The sequence below is a fragment of the Erythrobacteraceae bacterium WH01K genome, from assembly GCA_027941995.1.
Lineage (GTDB): Bacteria > Pseudomonadota > Alphaproteobacteria > Sphingomonadales > Sphingomonadaceae > CAJXSN01.
The window spans coordinates 781,823-800,004 of the sequence record CP115966.1; the positions used below are offsets into that span (position 1 = coordinate 781,823).

The following is an 18,182-nucleotide window of genomic DNA, read 5'->3' on the forward strand; positions in this document are numbered from 1 at the left end:
TTGCGCGTCACTTGTTGCAGATACGCCGGCCGTTGCTGACCCAGCATCGCCGCGGCGTGTTGTCGCGGATCGTCTTCTCTCGCCGGCAGGTACTGTCGCAGGAGGAATAGTTCGATTGCGATACGGGATTGGCCTGCGGCCTGGCGGCGAGGTTTTCCTTCTCGATCTGCGCAGCAAAAGCGCGCGGAACCCGGTTGCAGTCGGTCTTGCCGGCGCGGTAGTCCACACGGTCCGCCGCGTTCCAGAGACGCGCTTCCTCGGTCCGCGACCAGGCACCGCCCTCACCCGTCCGCCGGCGGATCTCGTCGCAGGTGATCGAACCGACTGCGGTTAGCGTCGTGACCTGCCCGAGCCGGGCGATGATTGCGCCGTAATCCTCCATGTCTAGCGCTGGCGGCGTTGCTGGTTTCGCAGGCGCGGGCCGGAAAGTCGGAGGTGTGGCAGCAGGCCGGCTTGCCAGGCTGGCCCGGACTTCGGGCAAGATTCGCTCTTTCCATTTGCAGCCCATCGGCTCGCCCATGCGGCAGGCATTGTCGAACGCAATCAGAGCCCAATCGAGGTCCTTCTCGGTCCCTAGTCCCTTGTATTGCAATTCGCCCTTGCGATAGCAGCCCCCTGCCATGTCGTTCCGGCACGCCGCGCTGTAATAGCGGTACTGCAGCGCGTGGTCCTCGCGAAAGATGGCAGCGACCGTGCCACGGCGCAGGCAGGATGGCCCATCGTTGAACCGGTCACAGCCGATTTCGGCTGCCCTGATCCGCTCGTCCTGGGGGCGGTCGTTGTCGCGCCAGATTTCGCGCCAGCCTTCGGCGGTGGTGGGCTCCTGCTGCGCGAGGAGCGCCGGAACGGGCGTGACGGAGAAGACAGCGAAAGCGGCGAGCGCCAGCGCGTGCATCGTCAGGCGTTCAGGTGCTTTGCGTGCCACGCGACATGGTCTCCCATGAATGTCGAGATGAAGTAATAGGAGTGGTCGTATCCGTCCTGCATCCGGATGCTCGCCTGCATGTCCGCCTTGCGGCAGGCCAGCGCCAGCAGTCCCGGTTTCAGCTGCTCTTCAAGGAAATTGTCGGCCGTGCCCTGGTCCACCAGTATGTGGGGGTGGCGCGCGCCGTCCTCTATCAGGGCGAGGGCATCGTATTCCCGCCACGCCGCCCGGTCGTCACCCAGATATCGGCCCAGCGCTTTCTCGCCCCAAGGGACCTGCGATGGTGCGACGATGGGAGCGAACGCGCTGATCGAGCGGAAGCGGTCCGCATTCCTGAGACCGATGGTCAGCGCGCCGTGCCCGCCCATGGAATGTCCGGTGATAGACTGGCAATCCATGTCGACCGGGAAATGCGCGGCAAGCAGTTCGGGCAGTTCGCTCTCGATATAGGAGCGCATCCGGTAATGCTTCTGCCACGGTTCCTGCACCGCATCGACGTAGAAGCCGGCGCCCTTGCCGAAATCGTATTCGTCTTCGGCGTCGGGCACGTCCTCGCCGCGCGGGCTGGTATCGGGCGCGACGAAGATAATGCCGTGTTCGGCGCAGGCGCGGCGATACTCGCCCTTTTCCGTCACGTTTGCGTGGGTGCAGGTGAGGCCCGACAGATACCACAGCACCGGCAGGCGTGCGCCTTCTTCATGCGGCGGAACATAGACCGAGAAGGTCATTTCGGTCCCGGTTTCGGCGGAGGCATGGGAATAGATCCCCTGCACCCCGCCGAAAGCGCGATTTTCGCTCAGCGTTTCCACGGCCGCTGCGTCAGCCCATACGCTTCATGACGCAGATCTTGTTCCCTGCCGGATCGCGCAGATAGGCAAGATACATATTGCCGATCTCGCTCTCGCGGATGCCGGGCGGGTCTTCGATCGCGGTGCCGCCGTTCTCGACGCCCGCCTCGTGCCATGCATCGCCCTGTTCGGGGCTGTCGACGGCGAACCCGATCGTGCCGCCATTGGCGCAGGTCGCATCGTTTCCGTCGATCGGCTTCGACAGCAGGAAGATGCCGCCATTGTGCATGTAGATGACGCGGCCCTTGGGATCCATCGACCCCTCGCGCCCGCCCAGCGCCTTGAAGCAGGCGTCGTAGAACTTCTTCGACGCCTCGATATCGTTGGCGCCCAGCATCACGTGACTGAACATGTTATTCCTCTCCTTCCAGAATGTGTGCCCAACATTGCGGGCCGGGCAGCCGCTCGTCAACGTCGTATCGGCAAGCCGCGTCAGCCTTCGTGCACGGTCTTTGTCACCATGCAGGCCGCGACGCCTTCCGCGCCGTCTTCCATTCCGTGGCCCGACCATTGCACCCCGCCGAAAGGCGCGTCGACCGCGCTGACGCCGCCGGTATTGATGGCCAGCATTCCAGCCTCGACCTCGGCAGCTAGGCGGCGGCGACGGGCGGGGTCGTTGGTCCACGCATAGGCGGCAAGGCCATAGGGAAGGCGGTTGGCTTCCTCGATCATCGCGTCCTCGCCCGCCATCGGGTTAATCAGGGCCACGGGGCCGAAAGGCTCCTCGTTCATGATTTCGGCATCGGTCGGAACCTCGCTCAGCACGGTGGGTGCGTGGAAATAGCCCTGGTTGCCGATCCGCTCTCCGCCGGTCAGCAATTTCGCACCCTTGTCCTTCGCATCGCCGATCTTTGCAGCGAGGCCATCCGGGCCGCGATCGTTCGCCATCGGGCCCATCTGCACGCCTTTTTCGAAGCCGTTGCCGACCTTGATCGCTTCCGCCCGCTCGACGAAGCCGTCGCGGAACTTCTCGAACACGTCTTCCTCGACCAAGAAGCGGGTGGGACTGACGCACACCTGCCCGGCATTGCGATACTTGGTGGCGGCCATCGTATCGAGCGCGGTGTCGATATCGGCATCGCGGAAGACCAGCACGGGGCCATGCCCCCCAAGCTCCATCGTCGTGACCTTCAGGTCTTCTGCCGCCAGCTTGCTTAGGTGCTTGCCGACCGCGGTGGAGCCGGTGAAGGTCACCTTGCGGATGACGGGGCTGGCGAGAAGGTGGCGGCTGACCTCGTCCGGTACCCCGAAGACGACCTGCAGCACGTCGCCCGGCACGCCCGCATCGAGCAGCGCCTGCGCGATCATCATGCCGGCAGCCGGGGTTTCCTCGCTCGGCTTCACGATCACGGAGCAACCGGCGGCCAGCGGTCCGCCGATCTTGCGCATCACGTTGAGCGAGGGGAAATTCCAGGCGGCGAAACCGGCGACCGGTCCGACGGGATGTTGCTGCACCTCCACCCGGCTGCCTTCCGGACGGACCAGCGTGCGGCCATAGAGCCGCTTGCACTCGCCGGCGTAGAATTCCAGCAGCATGGCGGAATACAGCGTCTCGCCGGTTGCTTCGGGCACCGGCTTGCCCTGTTCGCGGGTCAGCGCCTGCGCGATTTCGCCTGCGCGGTCGCGGATGTTCTGCGCGCCCTTGCGAAGAATGGCCTCGCGCTTGTCCGCACTGGTCCTGCGCCATTCGCGAAAACCCTTTGCCGCACTGTCCAGCGCCCGGTCGAGATCGTCGCTTGTCGCCTTGGGCAGCGCGGCGATGGTCTCTCCGGTCGCAGGATCGAGCACGTCCAGCGTATCGCGCCCGGATGCATCCAGCTTTTCGCCGCCAACCAGCAGGTGGAGATCGGGATGGGTGCTCATGGGTTCGTGCTCCTGGGACGATGTGATCGAAGGACCCGGCCTTTCGGCTTTCGCCGGCGCTTCGTAAAGGGGCAGCATCGGTTCAGGAACACGCGCTATAGCAGGCGGCATGATCCATCTTCCCATGCTCGCCGCCGCTTTTCTCCCGCTCGCGCCCCTGGCACTCGCCAAGGGCGCGCCGTTGGTCGATCCGACCGTCACGGACGCGCCGCCGCCGGTCTCGCTGGAGCAGGAAGCGGCGCTGCGCTGCTCCGCCGCCTTCGCCCTGGTCTCGGCCGGGCAGGAACGCGGAAACGAGGCCGCGCTGCAGTTTCCGCCGCTGGCCGAGCGTGGCAAGGAGTATTTCGTCCGCAGCATGGCGCAGGTAATGGACGATACCGGAATGACCCGCGAACAGGTCAGCGCGCTGGTCGGGGCGAAAGCGCAGCAATTGTGGGACGACGGGGAGGTGGAGGACGCCATGCCCGCCTGCCTGCTGCTGCTGGACGCCTCCGGGCTCTAGCATAGGGGCGACGCGTCGGGGGGTGGGAGCTGTCATTCAGGCTCCGCTCAGCACGCAGGCCGTAACGTCAGCCGCATAGTGCCCATTTGCCCGCGAGAGGGGTTTGCCATGCGTTTCCTGATTTCCGCCGCCGCCGGACTGGCCCTTGCCGGGGCCGCATCGCCTGCCGCCGCGCAAGGTTTCGTGCTCGAAGACGACGCGGCGCAAGAAGTGACCGCGCAGCTGGCCGATCGCCTGTCCGACCCGGCATTCCAGCAGGAGCTTGCGGTGACCGTGGCGACGCTGTCGCAGGTCCTGCTCGACCTGCCCATCGCGCCGATTGCAGAGGCGGCTGCCGACATGGCAGGTGAGGAAGCGGCCCATATCGATCCCGACATGACCTTGCGCAAGGCGCTGCCCGGCAGCGGGGCAGTCCCGCAGGCGGTCGAGCGGGAACTGCCCCGCGCCATGGACCGGATGGCCGGCATGACCGGCGCATTCGAGGCCATGCTGCCCGCCTTGCGCGAAGCGGCGCGCCAGATGGAAGATGCCATCGAAGGTGCCGCGATCAATTAGTCTTTTTGCGTTCCTGCCGCCGCGATTCATTGGACGAAAGACTGTGTTTGCGCCATGATGGCGCGGCATGTGGCAACTCCATCAATTCCCCCTGTGTCCGTTCAGTCGCAAGGTGCGCCTGCATCTGAGCGAGAAGGGCGTGGCGTATGAACTCGTCCGGTCCGACCCGTGGTCGGCGGGCGACGATTTCTGGGCTTTGAACCCTGCCGGGCGGACGCCGGTCCTGCATGATCCGGAGCGGGGACTGGCGCTGTGCGACAGCCAGGCGATCTGCGAATATTTCGAGGAAACGAACGACAAGGCGCCGATGATCAACGGCACCGCGATCCAGCGTGCGGAAATCCGCCGCCTGACCGCCCTGTTCGACGAGAACTTCTTCGGCGACGTCACCATGCCCCTGCTGCACGAGCGGATGAAGAAGCGCATCGTCTATCGGCAGCCGCCAGACAGCCGCATCCTGCGCGAGGCGATGAAGCTGTCGCACGGGCATCTCGACTATATCGACTGGCTGGTGGACAACCGTGCATGGCTGGCCGGCTCTCAGATGAGCCTCGCCGACCTGAGCGCGGCGGCGCAGATTTCCGTGGCCGACTATCTGGGCGGGATCGACTGGGCGGGGCACGAACAGGCCCGCGGCTGGTACCAGGTGTTCAAGAGCCGTCCGAGTTTCCGCCCGTTGCTGAAAGAGCGGATGGAAAACGTCCACCCGCCCGCCCAGTATGCGGAGCTGGACGACTGAACTTGAGGAGGCAGGCCCGGCTTCCCATATCTCCATGGAAAGAAGGAGATAACGATGACCGGCCCCGCATCCGACCCGAAGACCGTGACCGACAGCGAATGGCGCGACAAGCTCTCGCCCGAGCAGTACCATGTCCTGCGCGAGGCAGGCACCGAACGGCCCTTCACCGGCAAGTACGACAAGCATTACGACGAAGGCGAATATGTCTGCGCCGCCTGCGGGCAGAAGCTGTTCGACAGCGATGCGAAATACAATAGCGGCTGCGGCTGGCCCGCCTTCACCAAGCCTGCGGAAGGCGAAGCGGTAGACGAACACCGCGACACCTCCCACGGCATGATCCGCACCGAGGTCACCTGTTCCAATTGCGACGGCCATCTGGGCCACGTCTTCCCCGACGGTCCGCCGGACCAGGGGGGGCTGCGCTATTGCATCAACAGCGCGGCGCTGGATTTCGAACCGGACGATTAAAGCCGGGCGCAAACCGGGTTAATCCCGTTCACTCTGAGCCAAGCTTCGCCTAGGTAGGGGGCGTTCAGGTGCCGGACGGTTCTTGCCGGTGCGACAGGAGACCTTTGCTCAATGGCACAGCGCGGCAGTCGCCGTCAGGCGGCGCGCAAGTCCGGTAGCAGGCGCAGCCGCCGACCGGAGCCGAAACCGAGGCGCAGTGCGTTCGCGCGCTGGACGCGGCGCATCCTGTTCACCGGTATCTTTGCCGTGTTCCTGGGCGCGCTGTTCCTCGGGCTCGCCGTACTGTTCGCGGCCCGATCCCTGCCCGGCTATTACGAACTGAAGGCGCAGCAGACGGGCCAGACCATCGTCGTGCGCGCCCGCGACGGGACGCAGATCGTCGAACTCGGCCCCAGCTATGGCGAATGGCTGGAAAGCGGCGAGATCCCCGACGTCATGAAACAGGCGATGATCTCGGTCGAAGATCGCCGCTATTACTCGCATTACGGGGTCGATCCGCTGGGCCTGGCGCGCGCGGTCTATACGGCGGCGACCGGCAATGGCCGCGTATCCGCCACCTCCACCATCACGCAGCAGCTTGCCCGCAACGTCTTCCTGAACTCGAACCGCACGCTGGACCGCAAGATGCGCGAGGCGGTCCTGGCGATGGCGCTGGAATACAAGTTCTCGAAGGAGCAGATCCTCGAGCTGTATCTGAACAAGGTGTATTTCGGCGGCGGCGCGTACGGGATCGACAGCGCCAGCCGGAAGTTCTTCAGCCACCCCGCGACCGACCTGTCCGTGGCGGAGGCAGCGATTATCGCCGGGCTGGTGAAGGCGCCCAGCCGTTATTCCCCGACGGCCGATGTCGATGCCGCGGTCGGGCGGGCGAATGTGGTCCTGCGCCTGATGCGCGAACAGGGGCGCATCAGCCAGGCAGAGGCCGATGTCGATCCGTCCATGGTCAGGCTGAAGGAAGACAATGCCGGCCAGAACTCGGTGCGCTATTTCACCGACTGGGCCCTGCCGCAGCTCGACATCCTGCTGCCCGAGACGTTCGAGCCGATCGAGGTCTGGACCACGCTGGACGTCGGCATGCAGCGCGCCGCCACCGCATCCATCAAGGCGAACACGCCGGGCGGGGCGCAGGGCGCGCTGGTATCGCTCGACCGCGACGGGGCCATCCGAGCGCTTGTCGGCGGGACCGACTACGTGGAAAGCAATTTCAACCGCGCGACGAAGGCCCTTCGCCAGCCGGGATCGAGCTGGAAACTGTTCGTCTATCTCGCCGCGCTGGAAGCAGGGTACAAGCCGGAAGACACGGTCAAGGATACGCAGACCACCATCGATGGCTGGACCCCGCGTAATTCGGGCGGCGGCTATGCGGGCGAGATCACCGTGCGCACCGCCTTTGCCTATTCGAAGAACACCGTCGCCGCGCAGCTGGGCAACGAGGTGGGCTTCGGTACCGTCGCATCCATGGCGCGGCGGTTCGGGATCACGTCGGAAATTTCGACCTATCCGTCCATGGTGCTGGGCAGTTCGGAAGTCCGCCTGATCGACATGACGCGCGCCTTCGCCGCGGTCAGTGCAGGCGGTAATTCGGTGGAGCCCTATGGCATCGTCAAGGTCACGACTGCCAGCGGGGATACCATCTATACCCACCCGCGCGCCCGTTCGACGAAGCTCATTCCCGATTACGTGGCCGCCGGGATTACCGACCTGCTGCAGGCCGCCGTTGCGACCGGCACGGGCCGGGCGGCCCAGATCGGGCGTCCGGTCGCGGGCAAGACAGGCACGACCAGTTCCAACAAGGACGGGTATTTCGTCGGCTTTTCCAGCGGCATCACCACCGGGGTCTGGATGGGGAAGGACGACAATTCCCGCGTTGCCGGACTGCAGGGCGGGCGAGCGCCTGCACAGGCCTTCGCCGCCTATATGCGCTATGCGGTGAAGGATCGCCCGGTCGAACCGTTCGATACCGAGCTGGACCTGCCCGAATGGCAGCTGGAACCCGATGACGAGGTCATGTTCGGCGACCCGAGCGATTATTACTACATCGACGAACAGGGCAATCTGGTCGAACCGGGCGGGGGAACATCACCCGGTCGCGGCGACGGTTTCCCCGGCAGCGGATCGGGCAGCCCAGACGGGGTACGCCGCGACACCGGCGAGGACGGCGCACCGCAGGCCGCCGACGACGATTTCCTGGAGCGTGCGACCGGCGGAGCGTCCGGTGGCAGTGGCAGCGGCAATGGCGGTGGGGGCAGCGTGATCGTGACACGGCCCGCACCCCAGCCCAATCCGCCGGTCCGGATCGAGAACCCGCCAAGCCGCCCGGCACCGATGCGAACTGCGCCAGCCTCACCCCCGCAGCAGAGGCAGCCTGCCCCGCCCGGGCCGGGGGCGCCGCAGCAGCAATAGGCGATGCAGCCAGGAAAAAGGCCCCGGCGGATCGCTCCGCCGGGGCCTTTTTCGTGCTTTCGTCCGATCAGCGCATCCGAACTGCTACATAGGTGGCAGGACGTCCACGCCGCTGAACCCGCAGGAGGACCGCATCGCGGTTCGACGAATTTGCCTCGGCAACTATGGCTTCAAGGTCGGCGATACCGGCGATGCTGCGATAGTTTGCCGACAGGATCACGTCGCCGCGCTGAAGGCCCTTGCGCGCCGCATCGGAATTGGGATCGACCAGTCCGACAACCACGCCCTGCGTATCGGGCGAAATGCCCAGCTGACGGGCGATGGCCGGTGTAAGGTCCAGAACCTGCAGGCCAAGCGTGTCGGCCACCATCTCGCTATCTTCGCCTTCCGGCTCGTCCGGTTCGCTGTCGGGGTCGAACATCTGCTGCTGGCGCAGTTCCTCCTCGCTCGGGCGGCGGCCGACGGTCAGCTGGACCGTCCGGCGCGAACCGTCGCGGTAGAGCTCGATCGGAACCCGCGTGCCCGGCGCGATATTGGCGACGAGGAACGACAGCGTCTGTTCGGGCGTGACGTCCTGCCCGTTGACGCGGGTCACGATGTCGCCGGCCTTGATACCGCCGCGATCCGCTGCGCCATCGAGCACGACCGACTGGACGAACTCGCCGCGATTGCGGTCGATGCCGAGCGAATCCGCCACATCATCCGTCACCGGCTGGATCTGGACACCCAGATAGCCGCGCTCGATCGGGTTGCCGCCCTTCAGCTGTTCGACGATCGGTTCGGCAATTTCGGCCGGGATGGCAAAGCCGATGCCGACGCTGCCGCCGCTGGGCGAGAAGATGGCATTGTTGATGCCGATCACATTGCCCTGCATGTCGAACAGTGGGCCGCCCGAATTGCCGCGATTGATGGCGGCATCGGTCTGGATGTAACGGTCATAGGCGCCGCCCTGCCCGGTATTGCGATAGACCGCCGATACGATCCCGCTGGTCACGGTGCCGCCAAGGCCGAAGGGGTTGCCGATGGCCACGACCCAGTCGCCGGGGCGGGCCTGTGAGCTGTCGCCGAATTCGACGAAGGGGAAATCCTGGCTGCGGCTGATTTTCAGCACGGCAAGGTCGGACTGCGCATCGGCGCCGACCAGTTCCGCTTCGTATTCCGTGCCGTCGGGCATGGTGACGGTGATTTCCTCCACCGTGCCGCGTCCGCTGGGGGAAACGACGTGATTGTTCGTCACCACGAAGCCGTCGGCGGAAATGATGAAACCGGAACCCAGCGACTGGGCCTCCCGCGTCTGCGGCTGGTTGCTGCCACCGCCGCGATTCCCGAACAGCCCTTCGAAAGGCGTGCCTGCGAACGGGTTGCGGCTCTGCTGTACCTCGACGCGCTGGCGGGTGGAGATATTGACGACGGAGGGCTGCAATTGCTCCGTCAGGTCGGCGAAGCTGGCCGGTGCCCCGGCGCGCGGGGCAATGCCCGACATCCGGGCGTCGTCGTTCTGGGCGACCTGGGCCCCGGCGGGCTGGCCGGTGATCAGGGAGACGGTGGCGCCGCCGATCAGCAGCGCGGTGGAAAGTCCATAGGCGTAACGCACAGGTTTCACGTCCTCTCGTTCCTTTTCATAAATTTCAGTCAATCTACGCCCCCGGCTTGGGATTGGTTTCAGCGCAAGCGGAGTGAATACCCATTGAACGGCACGGCAGCAGGGCCGCGAGGGTCTGCGAACGACGCCCGCCGCTCGACGGGCGTCGTTCGGCTGAATGCCTCAGCGGCGACCGCGGAACTGCCGCAGATATTCGTTGTCCGGCGACAGTATGATGCTGCTTTCGCCCGTGGCCTCGCCGCTGGCGAAGGTGGAATCATAGCTCTGCATCGCGCGGTAGAAGTCGTAGAATTCCGCATCCTTGCCGAAACTCTCGGCATAGGTGTTGGCCGCTTCCGCGTCGGCTTCGGCGCGGATGATGCGGGCATCGCGCGAACCCTGCGCCCGGATGGTGCGGGCTTCACGCTCACGGTCCGATTCCATCCGGCGGAAAGCCGACTGCAGCGGCGCGTCGGGCAGGTCGGTGCGCATGATCTGCACGTCGATTACCTCCGCCCCGTACTGCGCCGCCTGCCGGTCCAGATTGGCGCGGACATTGGCGAGGGCTGAGCCGCGCTCCGCCGTCAGCATCGCCTGGAAGGTCCGGCGACCCAGTTCCTGCCGCAGCACGGAGTTCAGGATCGGCGTCAGCGCATTGCGCACACCCTCGGTCGAACCGGCGCGTTCCACCATGCGGACCGGATCGACGATCCGGAACCGGGCATAGGCATTGACCAGCAGGCGCTGCTGGTCGTTCGACAGCACTTCCTCGTCCGTCATTTCGAGGTCGAGCAGGCGCTTCTCGATCAGGCGCACGCTTTCGATGAAGGGCATGCGGAAATAGAGACCGGCATTGGTCTCACCGCCCGGCGTGTTCACCGTGCCGACGGGGTTACCCGTGCGGATCACGACGGCCTGTTCTTCTTCCGACACGACGAAGGCGCTCAGCGCGAAGAGGATGATCGCCGCGAGCACTGCGAAGATCACGAGGCGATAATTCTGCCAGGTACTGGTCATGATTACTGCCCTCCCGTGGTTTCTGGCGCGGTGGCCTGCGGTGCTGGCCGTTGGGCCCTGCGGCGGATTTCCGGCAGCGGCAGGTACGGCGTGACATTGTCCGTTTCGACGATGGTCTTGTCGGTATCCCGCAGGACCCGCTCCATCGTCTCGTAATAAAGGCGCTGGCGCGTCACCTGCGGCGCGAGGCGGTATTCCTCGTACACGCGGTCGAACGCCTCGGCCTCACCTTCGGCCTGAGCCAGCACCTGCTGCGCGTAACCGCGGGCCTGGTTGCGCGCGGCGTCGGCGTTCTGTTCGGCCACCTGCACGTCGCGGAAGGCATCGACCACCTCCGCAGGCGGATCGGCCTTTTCGATTTCGACGCCCAGCACCTGGATGCCGGCCTGGTAGGTGTCGAGCGTCTGCTGCATGCGTTCGCGCACGTCCTGCTCGATCTCGGCACGGCCCTGACCGCTGAAGGTCTGGTCCAGTTCCTTCTCCGCCACGGCGGCGCGCATCGCGGCCTCGGCCGCTTCGTTGACGGTTTCCACCGGCTCGACGAGCCGGAACTTGAAATCTTCCAGATCCTTGATGTTCCAGCGCACGATGTAGCTCAGGTCGACGAGGTTCTGGTCGCCGGTCAGGATCAGCTTCACCTGGCTGTCGCTGCCCGGGATCTGCACGGCGCGTACGCCCTGCACGTCCTCCACCTCGACCACTTCGATCGGGTAGGGGAGGGAGAAATTGAGGCCCGGCTCCATGGTCCGGGTATAATTGCCCAGCGTCTTGACCACGGCCTGCTCGCGCGGCTGGATCAGATGGGTGCTGGTCATCAGCAGGAACAGGATGACGAGCGCGCCCAGGATGACGGGAAACCAGCTCTTGCCGCCGGGGCGCGGGGGCAGGCGGAAATTCGGGCCGCCGGGGCCGCCGCGGCGCGGACCTTCCGGCCCACGGTTCTTGAAGATGTCCTCGATCTTGGCAGAGCGGCGCGGTTCCTCGCTATTGCCGCCGGTGGGCGGAACCCACGGATTGCGCGGGCCGGAGCCCTTGCCCCCGGAACCGCTGCCGGAGCCGTTGCCGCTGCCGTCGGAGCCATCGCCGCCGGAGCCACTGCCATTCTGGGAATTTCCCCAAGGGCTCTTGCCCGCCATCGCAAGGCCTAACCGCCTGCGAAAACCGTCCATGTCTGTCATGTCATCCCTTATAGGTAGGGATTGCGGGAAAAACAGGGGTGGCACGTGCAAAATTGCTGCTAGGGCTGCGGGCGCAATGGACGATGGGTCTCAACAGGTGGAAGCCGCGCTACGCAGCGCTCTTGTCAACGCGCCGGGCGCAGATGTCGCCGACCGGCTGAGCTCGCTCGTGGTCAGGGGGGCGGCAGCGACGCTGATCCTCGACGGCGCGGGCCTCACCGCGGCGGAGCGTGACGCCTTGGAGACTGAGGCCAGGGCGCAGGCCGGCGCTCATCCGGGGATCGACGAAGTTCGCGTCGCGGTCATGGCCCAGCGCATGGCACGGCGGATCATCGCGGTCGGATCGGGCAAGGGGGGCGTGGGCAAATCGACACTGACCGCGAACCTCGCCGTCGCGCTCAAACGCAGGGGCCACAAGGTCGGGGTGGTCGATGGCGACATCTACGGTCCCTCCCAGCCGACGCTGCTGAAATCCTCCGGCGCAAAACCGGTGGCAAAGGATGACAAGCTGCAGCCGGTGAGCGGCGTGCTGGACATTCCGATGCTGTCGATCGGTCATATCGTCGCGCCCGGCAAGGCGCTGGCATGGCGCGGGCCGATGGCGGCAGGCGCTCTGGGCCAGCTCATCGAGGCCGACTGGGGCGATGTCGAAACCCTGCTGGTCGACCTGCCCCCGGGCACGGGCGACGTGCAGCTGACCATGGTCCAAAAGTTCAAGCCTGCAGGGGCGGTCATCGTCTCCACGCCGCAGGACCTGGCCCTGATCGACGCGGCCCGTGCAGGGCAATTGTTCGAAACGGCGGGTGTCCCGGTGATCGGGCTGGTCGAGAACATGGCCGGTTACCAGTGCCCGCATTGCGGCGAGACGAGCGATCCCTTCGGGCAGGGCGGGGTGGAAGCCATTGCCGAACGGCTGGAACTGCCCTTCATGGGGCGTGTGCCGCTGACCCTCGACATCAGGAAGGCCAGCGATGCGGGCGCGCCGCCCGCCGCCGGCGACAGCGATGCCGGCGCCGCGTTCATGCCCATTGCGGACCGGCTGGCCGACTGGCTGCAACAGGAGGCCCGCTGAAGCGATGCGGGTCTCGCGGCGCGGATTGCTGGCCGGGGCTGCCGTGGGCGGCGGCCTGGTCGTCGCATGGGCGCTGTGGCCGCGCACCTTTCCCGGCCCGCTGACCACGGCGGATGGGGAAACGGCCTTCGGTGCGTGGCTGAAGATCGGCGCCGACGGGGTCGTCACGGTGGCGGTTCCCCAGCTGGAAATGGGGCAGGGGGTCACGACCATATTGCCCCAAATCGTCGCGACGGAACTGGGCGCGGACTGGCGGCAGGTTGCAGTGGAGCCGGCGCCCGTCAGCGGGGCCTATGCGAACATTCCCCTCGCCGCGCAGTGGGCGCCGCTGTGGATGCCGGACATTCCCGGCCTGTCCGAGCCCGAAGACGGCATCGTCGCAACCCGCTTCGCCCAGCAATCGCGCCTGACGGCAACGGCGGCGGGAACCACGCTGGCCGCCTATGAAATGCCTGCAAGGGAAGCGGCTGCTATTGCGCGCGACATGCTCGTGCGGGCGGCGGCAGGGCGATGGAATGTCGAGCCCGAACTGTGCGATACACGGGCCGGTTTCGTCGTCCATGAAAACCTGCAGCTGCGTTTCGCCGAGCTGGCGGCAGAGGCCGCGCTGCTGGGTCCGCCGGAACCGCCTCCGTTGCGCGTATTGCCGGTGGCGGAAACCCCGCTGCCCGGCGACAGCGACGGACCGCCTGCTTTCCCCAGGCTGGACCTGCCTTCCAAAGTGGACGGGTCGCACCTTTTTGCCGGCGATATCCGCCTGCCCGGAATGCTCTATGCCGGCATTCGCCAAGGCCCGGTTGCCCCCGCATCGGGGGTGCAGCGATACGACAGGGAGGCAGGCGAAGCGGTGGCCGGGGTCGTCGCCGTGGTGGAAGGGGACGACTGGGTTGCCGCCATCGCAGAGACAAGCTTCTCGGCAGAGCGCGCGCTCGACGCGATGGAGGTGCGCTTCTCTGCCACCGATCCGGTCGACAGTGCGACGATAGAGGAAGCGCTGGATGCCGCGTTGCGCGAAGGCGATGCCTATCTCGTCGCCAGTCGCGGCGAGACGGGCGGGGCCTTCGGGTCCGCAACCATTGCCCGCCGCTACGACGCCGCGCCCGCTCTGCACACGACGCTGGAAACCGCCACCGCCGTGGCGTGGCTTCGCGGCGGCAGGCTCGAGCTGTGGATGGCCTCGCAGGCGCCGGAGCGTGCGCGCGAGGCGGCCGGGCGGGCGGTGGGCATCTCTGCGGAGAACGTCGTCCTCTATCCCATGCCTGCAGGCGGCAGTTTCGACCGGCGGCTGGAGCACGAACACGCGAGGCAGGCCGCGCGGCTGGCAGGCGAGGTCGGCCGCCCGGTGCAGCTTGCCTGGACGCGGGAACAGGAAACGCTGCGTGCCCCGCCGCGCACCCCGGTGGCAGCGCTCCTGGCGGCGAAGCTGGAGCCGGGCGGCGCGATTGCCGCGATGCGGACGCGGCTGGCTCTGCCTGCCACGATGAAGGAAATGGGCCGCCGCCTGTTTCATGGCGAGGCGGCGCAGGATGCGATAGAAGCGGTCGCAGGCGAGGCCGATGCCCTTGCCTGCGACGGCGCGATGCCGCCTTATGCCATACCGGATGCGGCGATTTATCACGCTCCTGCCAACCTTCTCCTTCCGACAGGGCGGATGCGCGCAGGCGCACATGGATACACCGCATTCTTCACCGAAAGTTTCATCGACGAAATCGCCAGCAAGGCGGGGCGCGAACCGCTGTCTTACCGGATCGGCATGCTGGGCGGCGATCCGCGCATGGTCGCGTGCCTTCAGCGCGCGGCGCGCATGGCACAGTGGGGCGGTGGCCGCGACCGGTCGGGACAGGGGCTTGCCTGTCACCGCATGGGAGACGCCGCAGGGGGCGGCCGCATCGCCTGCATTGCGACCGCAGGGCAGAGAGAGGGCGGCTTCCAGGTGACCAGCCTGCACGCGGCTGTCGACATCGGGCGGATCGTCAATCTCGATATTGCGCGCCAGCAGATCGAGGGCGGCCTCGTCCACGGGCTGGCGCTGGCAATGGGCAGCAGTGCTAGCTGGCGCGATGGCAGGCCGGACAATCGCCGCCTCGGTGAACTGGATTTGCCGCGCCTGGCCGACTGTCCTGCCATCGAGGTGGAGTTCATCGCCAGCGAGGACCCGGCTTTCGATCCGGGCGAGCTGGGCCTGACGGTCGCAGCGCCGGCGATCGCCAATGCGCTGTTTTCCGCCACGGGGTTGCGCCTGCGGCGTCTCCCCCTGTTGTCGGGCGGGCTTTAGTTCCCCTTGACCCGGCCCGCGCTTCGCCCAAGTGAACGCGCATGACCTGGACCCCACAAAACCTCCCCGCGGACCATCCGCCCGTCGAAAGCGGGCGGATCGGCGTCCTGCTCGTCAACCTCGGCACGCCGGATGCGCCGGATACGAAATCGGTGAAGCGCTACCTGGCCGAGTTCCTCTCCGACCGCCGCGTGGTCGAAATACCGCCCATCGCGTGGCAGCCGATCCTGCGCGGCATCATCCTCAACACCCGCCCCAAAAAGAGCGCGGCAGCCTATCGCAAGGTATGGGGGAATGACGGCTCCCCGCTGGCCGCGATTACGAAGCGGCAGGCCAACGCGCTGCAGGTCCGGCTGGGCGGCGCGGTCACCGTGGACTGGGCAATGCGGTACGGCAATCCCTCGATCGACAGCCGGTTGCGCGCGCTGATGGATGCGGGGTGCGAACGTATCCTGCTGGCCCCGCTATACCCGCAGTATTCTGGCGCGACGACGGCCACGGTGGTGGACAAGGCCGCCGATACACTGGCCGACCTGCGCTGGCAGATGAGCCTGCGGACCCTGCCGCCCTATCACGACCACCCGGCCTATCTGGATGCGCTGGAGGCCGATCTCGGCGCGCAGCTGGATGCGCTGGATTTCGCACCGGAGGTTTTGCTGCTGAGTTTTCACGGAATGCCGCAGCGTACGCTGGATCTGGGCGATCCGTATCACTGTCATTGCCACAAGACCGCGCGGCTGCTGTCGGAGAGGCTCGGGCGACGCGAAAAACTGGCCGGAATGCGCATCGTCACGACGTTCCAGTCCCGCTTCGGACCTGCCGAATGGCTGAAGCCCGCAACCGATGCGACGATCGACGAAGAGCTGGCGAAGGGCACCAGGCGGATGGCCGTCGCCATGCCGGGTTTCTCCGCCGATTGCCTGGAGACGCTGGAGGAAATCGCGATCGAGGGGCGGGCGCAGTTCCTCGATGGCGGGGGCGAGCAATATGCCGCGCTGACCTGCCTCAACGATACGAAGCCGGGTATCGACATGCTGGATACGCTGGTCAGGCAGGAACTATCGGGCTGGATATGACCCTTCGATTTCGCTACTTACATCGAGGTAAGTAGCAATACGCCACTGGAGGATGCCGCATGGCCACGATAGCCGCCGACCACGCCGCCGAAGCGAGGCCTTCGCACTGGAGCGAGGGCAAGCCATCGGAGAAGGACCTCGCGCATATCCCCGGCGAAGGCGGCTACCCGCTGGTCGGTCACACCTTCACCCAGCTTCGCGATCCCCACGCCTTCACCCGCCGCATGGTCGAAACCTATGGCCGGGTTTACAAGGTGAAGAGCTTCGGCGGCTGGAACGTGGCGCTGATCGGGGCCGATGCCAGCGAGCTGGTGCTGTTCGACCGGCAGAAGATCTTCTCCAGTGAACAGGGCTGGGGCCCGATCCTCGACAAGCTGTTTCCGCGCGGCCTCATGCTGATGGATTTCGACCATCACCGGATGGACCGGCGCGCGCTTTCGATCGCGTTCAAGCCCGGGCCGATGCGCCACTATTCGGGCCAACTGAATGCCGGCATGGCCCGTGCGGTGGAAAAATGGGGCGAGGGCGCCGGCCCTACCCGGATGCAGTTCTACCCCGCAATCAAGCAGTTGACGCTGGACCTGGCGGCGGAAAGCTTCATCGGCCTGCCCTTCGGCCCCGAGGCGGATGCCATCAACCAGGCCTTTGTCGATGCAGTCCAGGCCTCCGTTGCCCCGGTTCGCAGGCCCCTGCCTTTCACCCAGATGAAACGCGGAGTGGACGGGCGCGCCTTCCTGATCGATTTCTTCAGCCGGGAAACCGTCCGTCGCCGCGCCGAGGGCGGGGGGCAGGACATGTTCAGCCAGTTCGCCACTGCAGAGCGCGACGACGGGTCGCTGCTGGAAGTGGACGAGGTTGCCGACCACATGAACTTCCTGATGATGGCGGCGCATGACACCATCACGTCCAGCGGGACGACCCTTGTCTGGTTGCTCGCCACGCATCCGGAATGGCAGGAAAAACTGCGCGAGGAATTGCGTGCCATCACGGACGATACCGGCAATCTGTCGTATGACGATTTCGGCAAGGTCGAATTGACCGAAATGGCATTCAAGGAAGCGCTCCGGATGATGCCGCCGGTGCCGTCGACCCCGCGCCGTGCGCTACGCAGCTTCGAATTCGGTGGCTACCGCATCCCTGCTGGTGCCCATGTCGGCATCAACACGCACTTCGTCCATCATGACGAGGAGCATTGGGACCACCCCCACGAATTCGACCCGATGCGCTTCACGCCGGACAAGGTGAAGGCGCGGCACAAATACGCTTGGACGCCCTTCGGCGGCGGCGCGCATATGTGCCTAGGCCTGCATTTCGCCTATATGCAGATCAAGGTGCTGATGGCCCACATGCTGACACGCTACCGCGTCGAACTGGTCGGCGGGAAGAACCCCGACTGGCAGGCCTGGCCCATTCCCAAGCCGAAAGACGGGCTGCGGATCGAGCTGACGCGGCTCTGAACCCTCAGCTGAAATCGATGGCGATGCCGTCTTTTACCCAGTCACCGTAACGCGTCGGGGAAAGACCCTGCGGGTCATCCTCGCTCGCGTCGATCGGCTGCGGCTCGGGAGCCGGATCGTCGTTCCAGTGGGCAGGTTTCTTGAACCCTTCGGGGCGTTTGGTTGCGCGTTCCATGGCTTTCAAATGCTTTCGCTGGCGCGAGGTTTCAATACCGCCTAACG

The 18,182-nt window shown here is 66.0% G+C and carries 17 protein-coding genes; 9 read left to right on the forward strand and 8 right to left on the reverse strand.

The annotated features are described in order from the left end of the window. Positions 1-7 precede the first annotated feature (7 nt). From PF049_03925 to PF049_03940, 4 genes are all read right to left on the reverse strand, one after another. The gene (locus PF049_03925; protein WBY17314.1) at positions 8-925 is read right to left on the reverse strand and encodes a hypothetical protein; all 918 of its coding nucleotides are present in this window, start codon (positions 923-925) and stop codon (positions 8-10) included. After that, positions 898-1,734, reverse strand: a complete 837-nt coding sequence (fghA, locus tag PF049_03930) for an S-formylglutathione hydrolase (protein WBY17315.1) — start codon at positions 1,732-1,734, stop codon at positions 898-900. The genes PF049_03925 and fghA overlap by 28 nt, the downstream gene beginning before the upstream one ends. 10 nt (positions 1,735-1,744) lie before the next feature. Beyond that, complete coding sequence (locus PF049_03935) at positions 1,745-2,125, reverse strand: VOC family protein (protein ID WBY17316.1); 381 nt, start codon at positions 2,123-2,125, stop codon at positions 1,745-1,747. Between the two features lie 80 nt (positions 2,126-2,205). Beyond that, on the reverse strand, positions 2,206-3,636 hold the full coding sequence (locus tag PF049_03940; protein WBY17317.1) for an NAD-dependent succinate-semialdehyde dehydrogenase: 1,431 nt from the start codon (positions 3,634-3,636) through the stop codon (positions 2,206-2,208). A gap of 109 nt (positions 3,637-3,745) precedes the next feature. Here PF049_03940 and PF049_03945 point away from each other — a divergent pair, with 109 nt between their 5' ends. From PF049_03945 to PF049_03965, 5 genes are all read left to right on the forward strand, one after another. Further along, positions 3,746-4,138 carry a hypothetical protein gene (locus PF049_03945; GenBank protein WBY17318.1) on the forward strand — a complete coding sequence of 131 codons (393 nt, stop codon included), beginning with the start codon at positions 3,746-3,748 and terminating at the stop codon, positions 4,136-4,138. Positions 4,139-4,246: 108 nt separating this feature from the next. Further along, the gene (locus PF049_03950) at positions 4,247-4,693 is read left to right on the forward strand and encodes a hypothetical protein (GenBank protein ID WBY17319.1); all 447 of its coding nucleotides are present in this window, start codon (positions 4,247-4,249) and stop codon (positions 4,691-4,693) included. Positions 4,694-4,760: 67 nt separating this feature from the next. Then, complete coding sequence (locus PF049_03955) at positions 4,761-5,432, forward strand: glutathione S-transferase family protein (protein ID WBY17320.1); 672 nt, start codon at positions 4,761-4,763, stop codon at positions 5,430-5,432. A gap of 54 nt (positions 5,433-5,486) precedes the next feature. Next, entirely contained in the window at positions 5,487-5,900 is a 414-nt protein-coding gene (gene msrB, locus PF049_03960; protein ID WBY17321.1) for a peptide-methionine (R)-S-oxide reductase MsrB, read from the forward strand. A gap of 111 nt (positions 5,901-6,011) precedes the next feature. Next, positions 6,012-8,303: a PBP1A family penicillin-binding protein gene (locus PF049_03965; GenBank protein WBY17322.1), complete on the forward strand. Its 2,292-nt coding sequence runs from the start codon at positions 6,012-6,014 to the stop codon at positions 8,301-8,303. A 67-nt stretch (positions 8,304-8,370) separates the two neighbouring features. Here the strand turns inward: PF049_03965 and PF049_03970 are convergent, their stop codons facing one another. The 3 genes from PF049_03970 to PF049_03980 form a co-directional block, all read right to left on the reverse strand. Next, positions 8,371-9,897, reverse strand: a complete 1,527-nt coding sequence (locus PF049_03970) for a Do family serine endopeptidase (GenBank protein ID WBY17983.1) — start codon at positions 9,895-9,897, stop codon at positions 8,371-8,373. A gap of 171 nt (positions 9,898-10,068) precedes the next feature. Next, positions 10,069-10,902: a protease modulator HflC gene (locus PF049_03975; GenBank protein ID WBY17323.1), complete on the reverse strand. Its 834-nt coding sequence runs from the start codon at positions 10,900-10,902 to the stop codon at positions 10,069-10,071. 2 nt (positions 10,903-10,904) lie between these two features. Beyond that, on the reverse strand, positions 10,905-12,080 hold the full coding sequence (locus tag PF049_03980; GenBank protein WBY17324.1) for a protease modulator HflK: 1,176 nt from the start codon (positions 12,078-12,080) through the stop codon (positions 10,905-10,907). A 76-nt stretch (positions 12,081-12,156) separates the two neighbouring features. Between PF049_03980 and PF049_03985 the strand changes: the two genes are divergently transcribed. Genes PF049_03985 through PF049_04000 form a run of 4 tightly spaced genes read left to right on the forward strand, consistent with a single transcriptional unit; the run spans position 12,157 to position 17,960 of the window. Then, a complete protein-coding gene (locus PF049_03985) occupies positions 12,157-13,152 on the forward strand; it encodes an Mrp/NBP35 family ATP-binding protein (GenBank protein WBY17325.1) in 996 nt (331 codons plus the stop codon). 4 nt (positions 13,153-13,156) lie between these two features. After that, positions 13,157-15,427, forward strand: coding sequence for a molybdopterin-dependent oxidoreductase (locus PF049_03990; protein ID WBY17326.1), 2,271 nt, complete (start codon positions 13,157-13,159; stop codon positions 15,425-15,427). A 41-nt stretch (positions 15,428-15,468) separates the two neighbouring features. Next, the gene (hemH, locus tag PF049_03995; protein ID WBY17327.1) at positions 15,469-16,503 is read left to right on the forward strand and encodes a ferrochelatase; all 1,035 of its coding nucleotides are present in this window, start codon (positions 15,469-15,471) and stop codon (positions 16,501-16,503) included. A 59-nt stretch (positions 16,504-16,562) separates the two neighbouring features. After that, the gene (locus tag PF049_04000) at positions 16,563-17,960 is read left to right on the forward strand and encodes a cytochrome P450 (protein WBY17328.1); all 1,398 of its coding nucleotides are present in this window, start codon (positions 16,563-16,565) and stop codon (positions 17,958-17,960) included. A 4-nt stretch (positions 17,961-17,964) separates the two neighbouring features. Here the strand turns inward: PF049_04000 and PF049_04005 are convergent, their stop codons facing one another. Then, positions 17,965-18,135, reverse strand: a complete 171-nt coding sequence (locus tag PF049_04005) for a DUF1674 domain-containing protein (GenBank protein WBY17329.1) — start codon at positions 18,133-18,135, stop codon at positions 17,965-17,967. Positions 18,136-18,182: the final 47 nt, after the last annotated feature.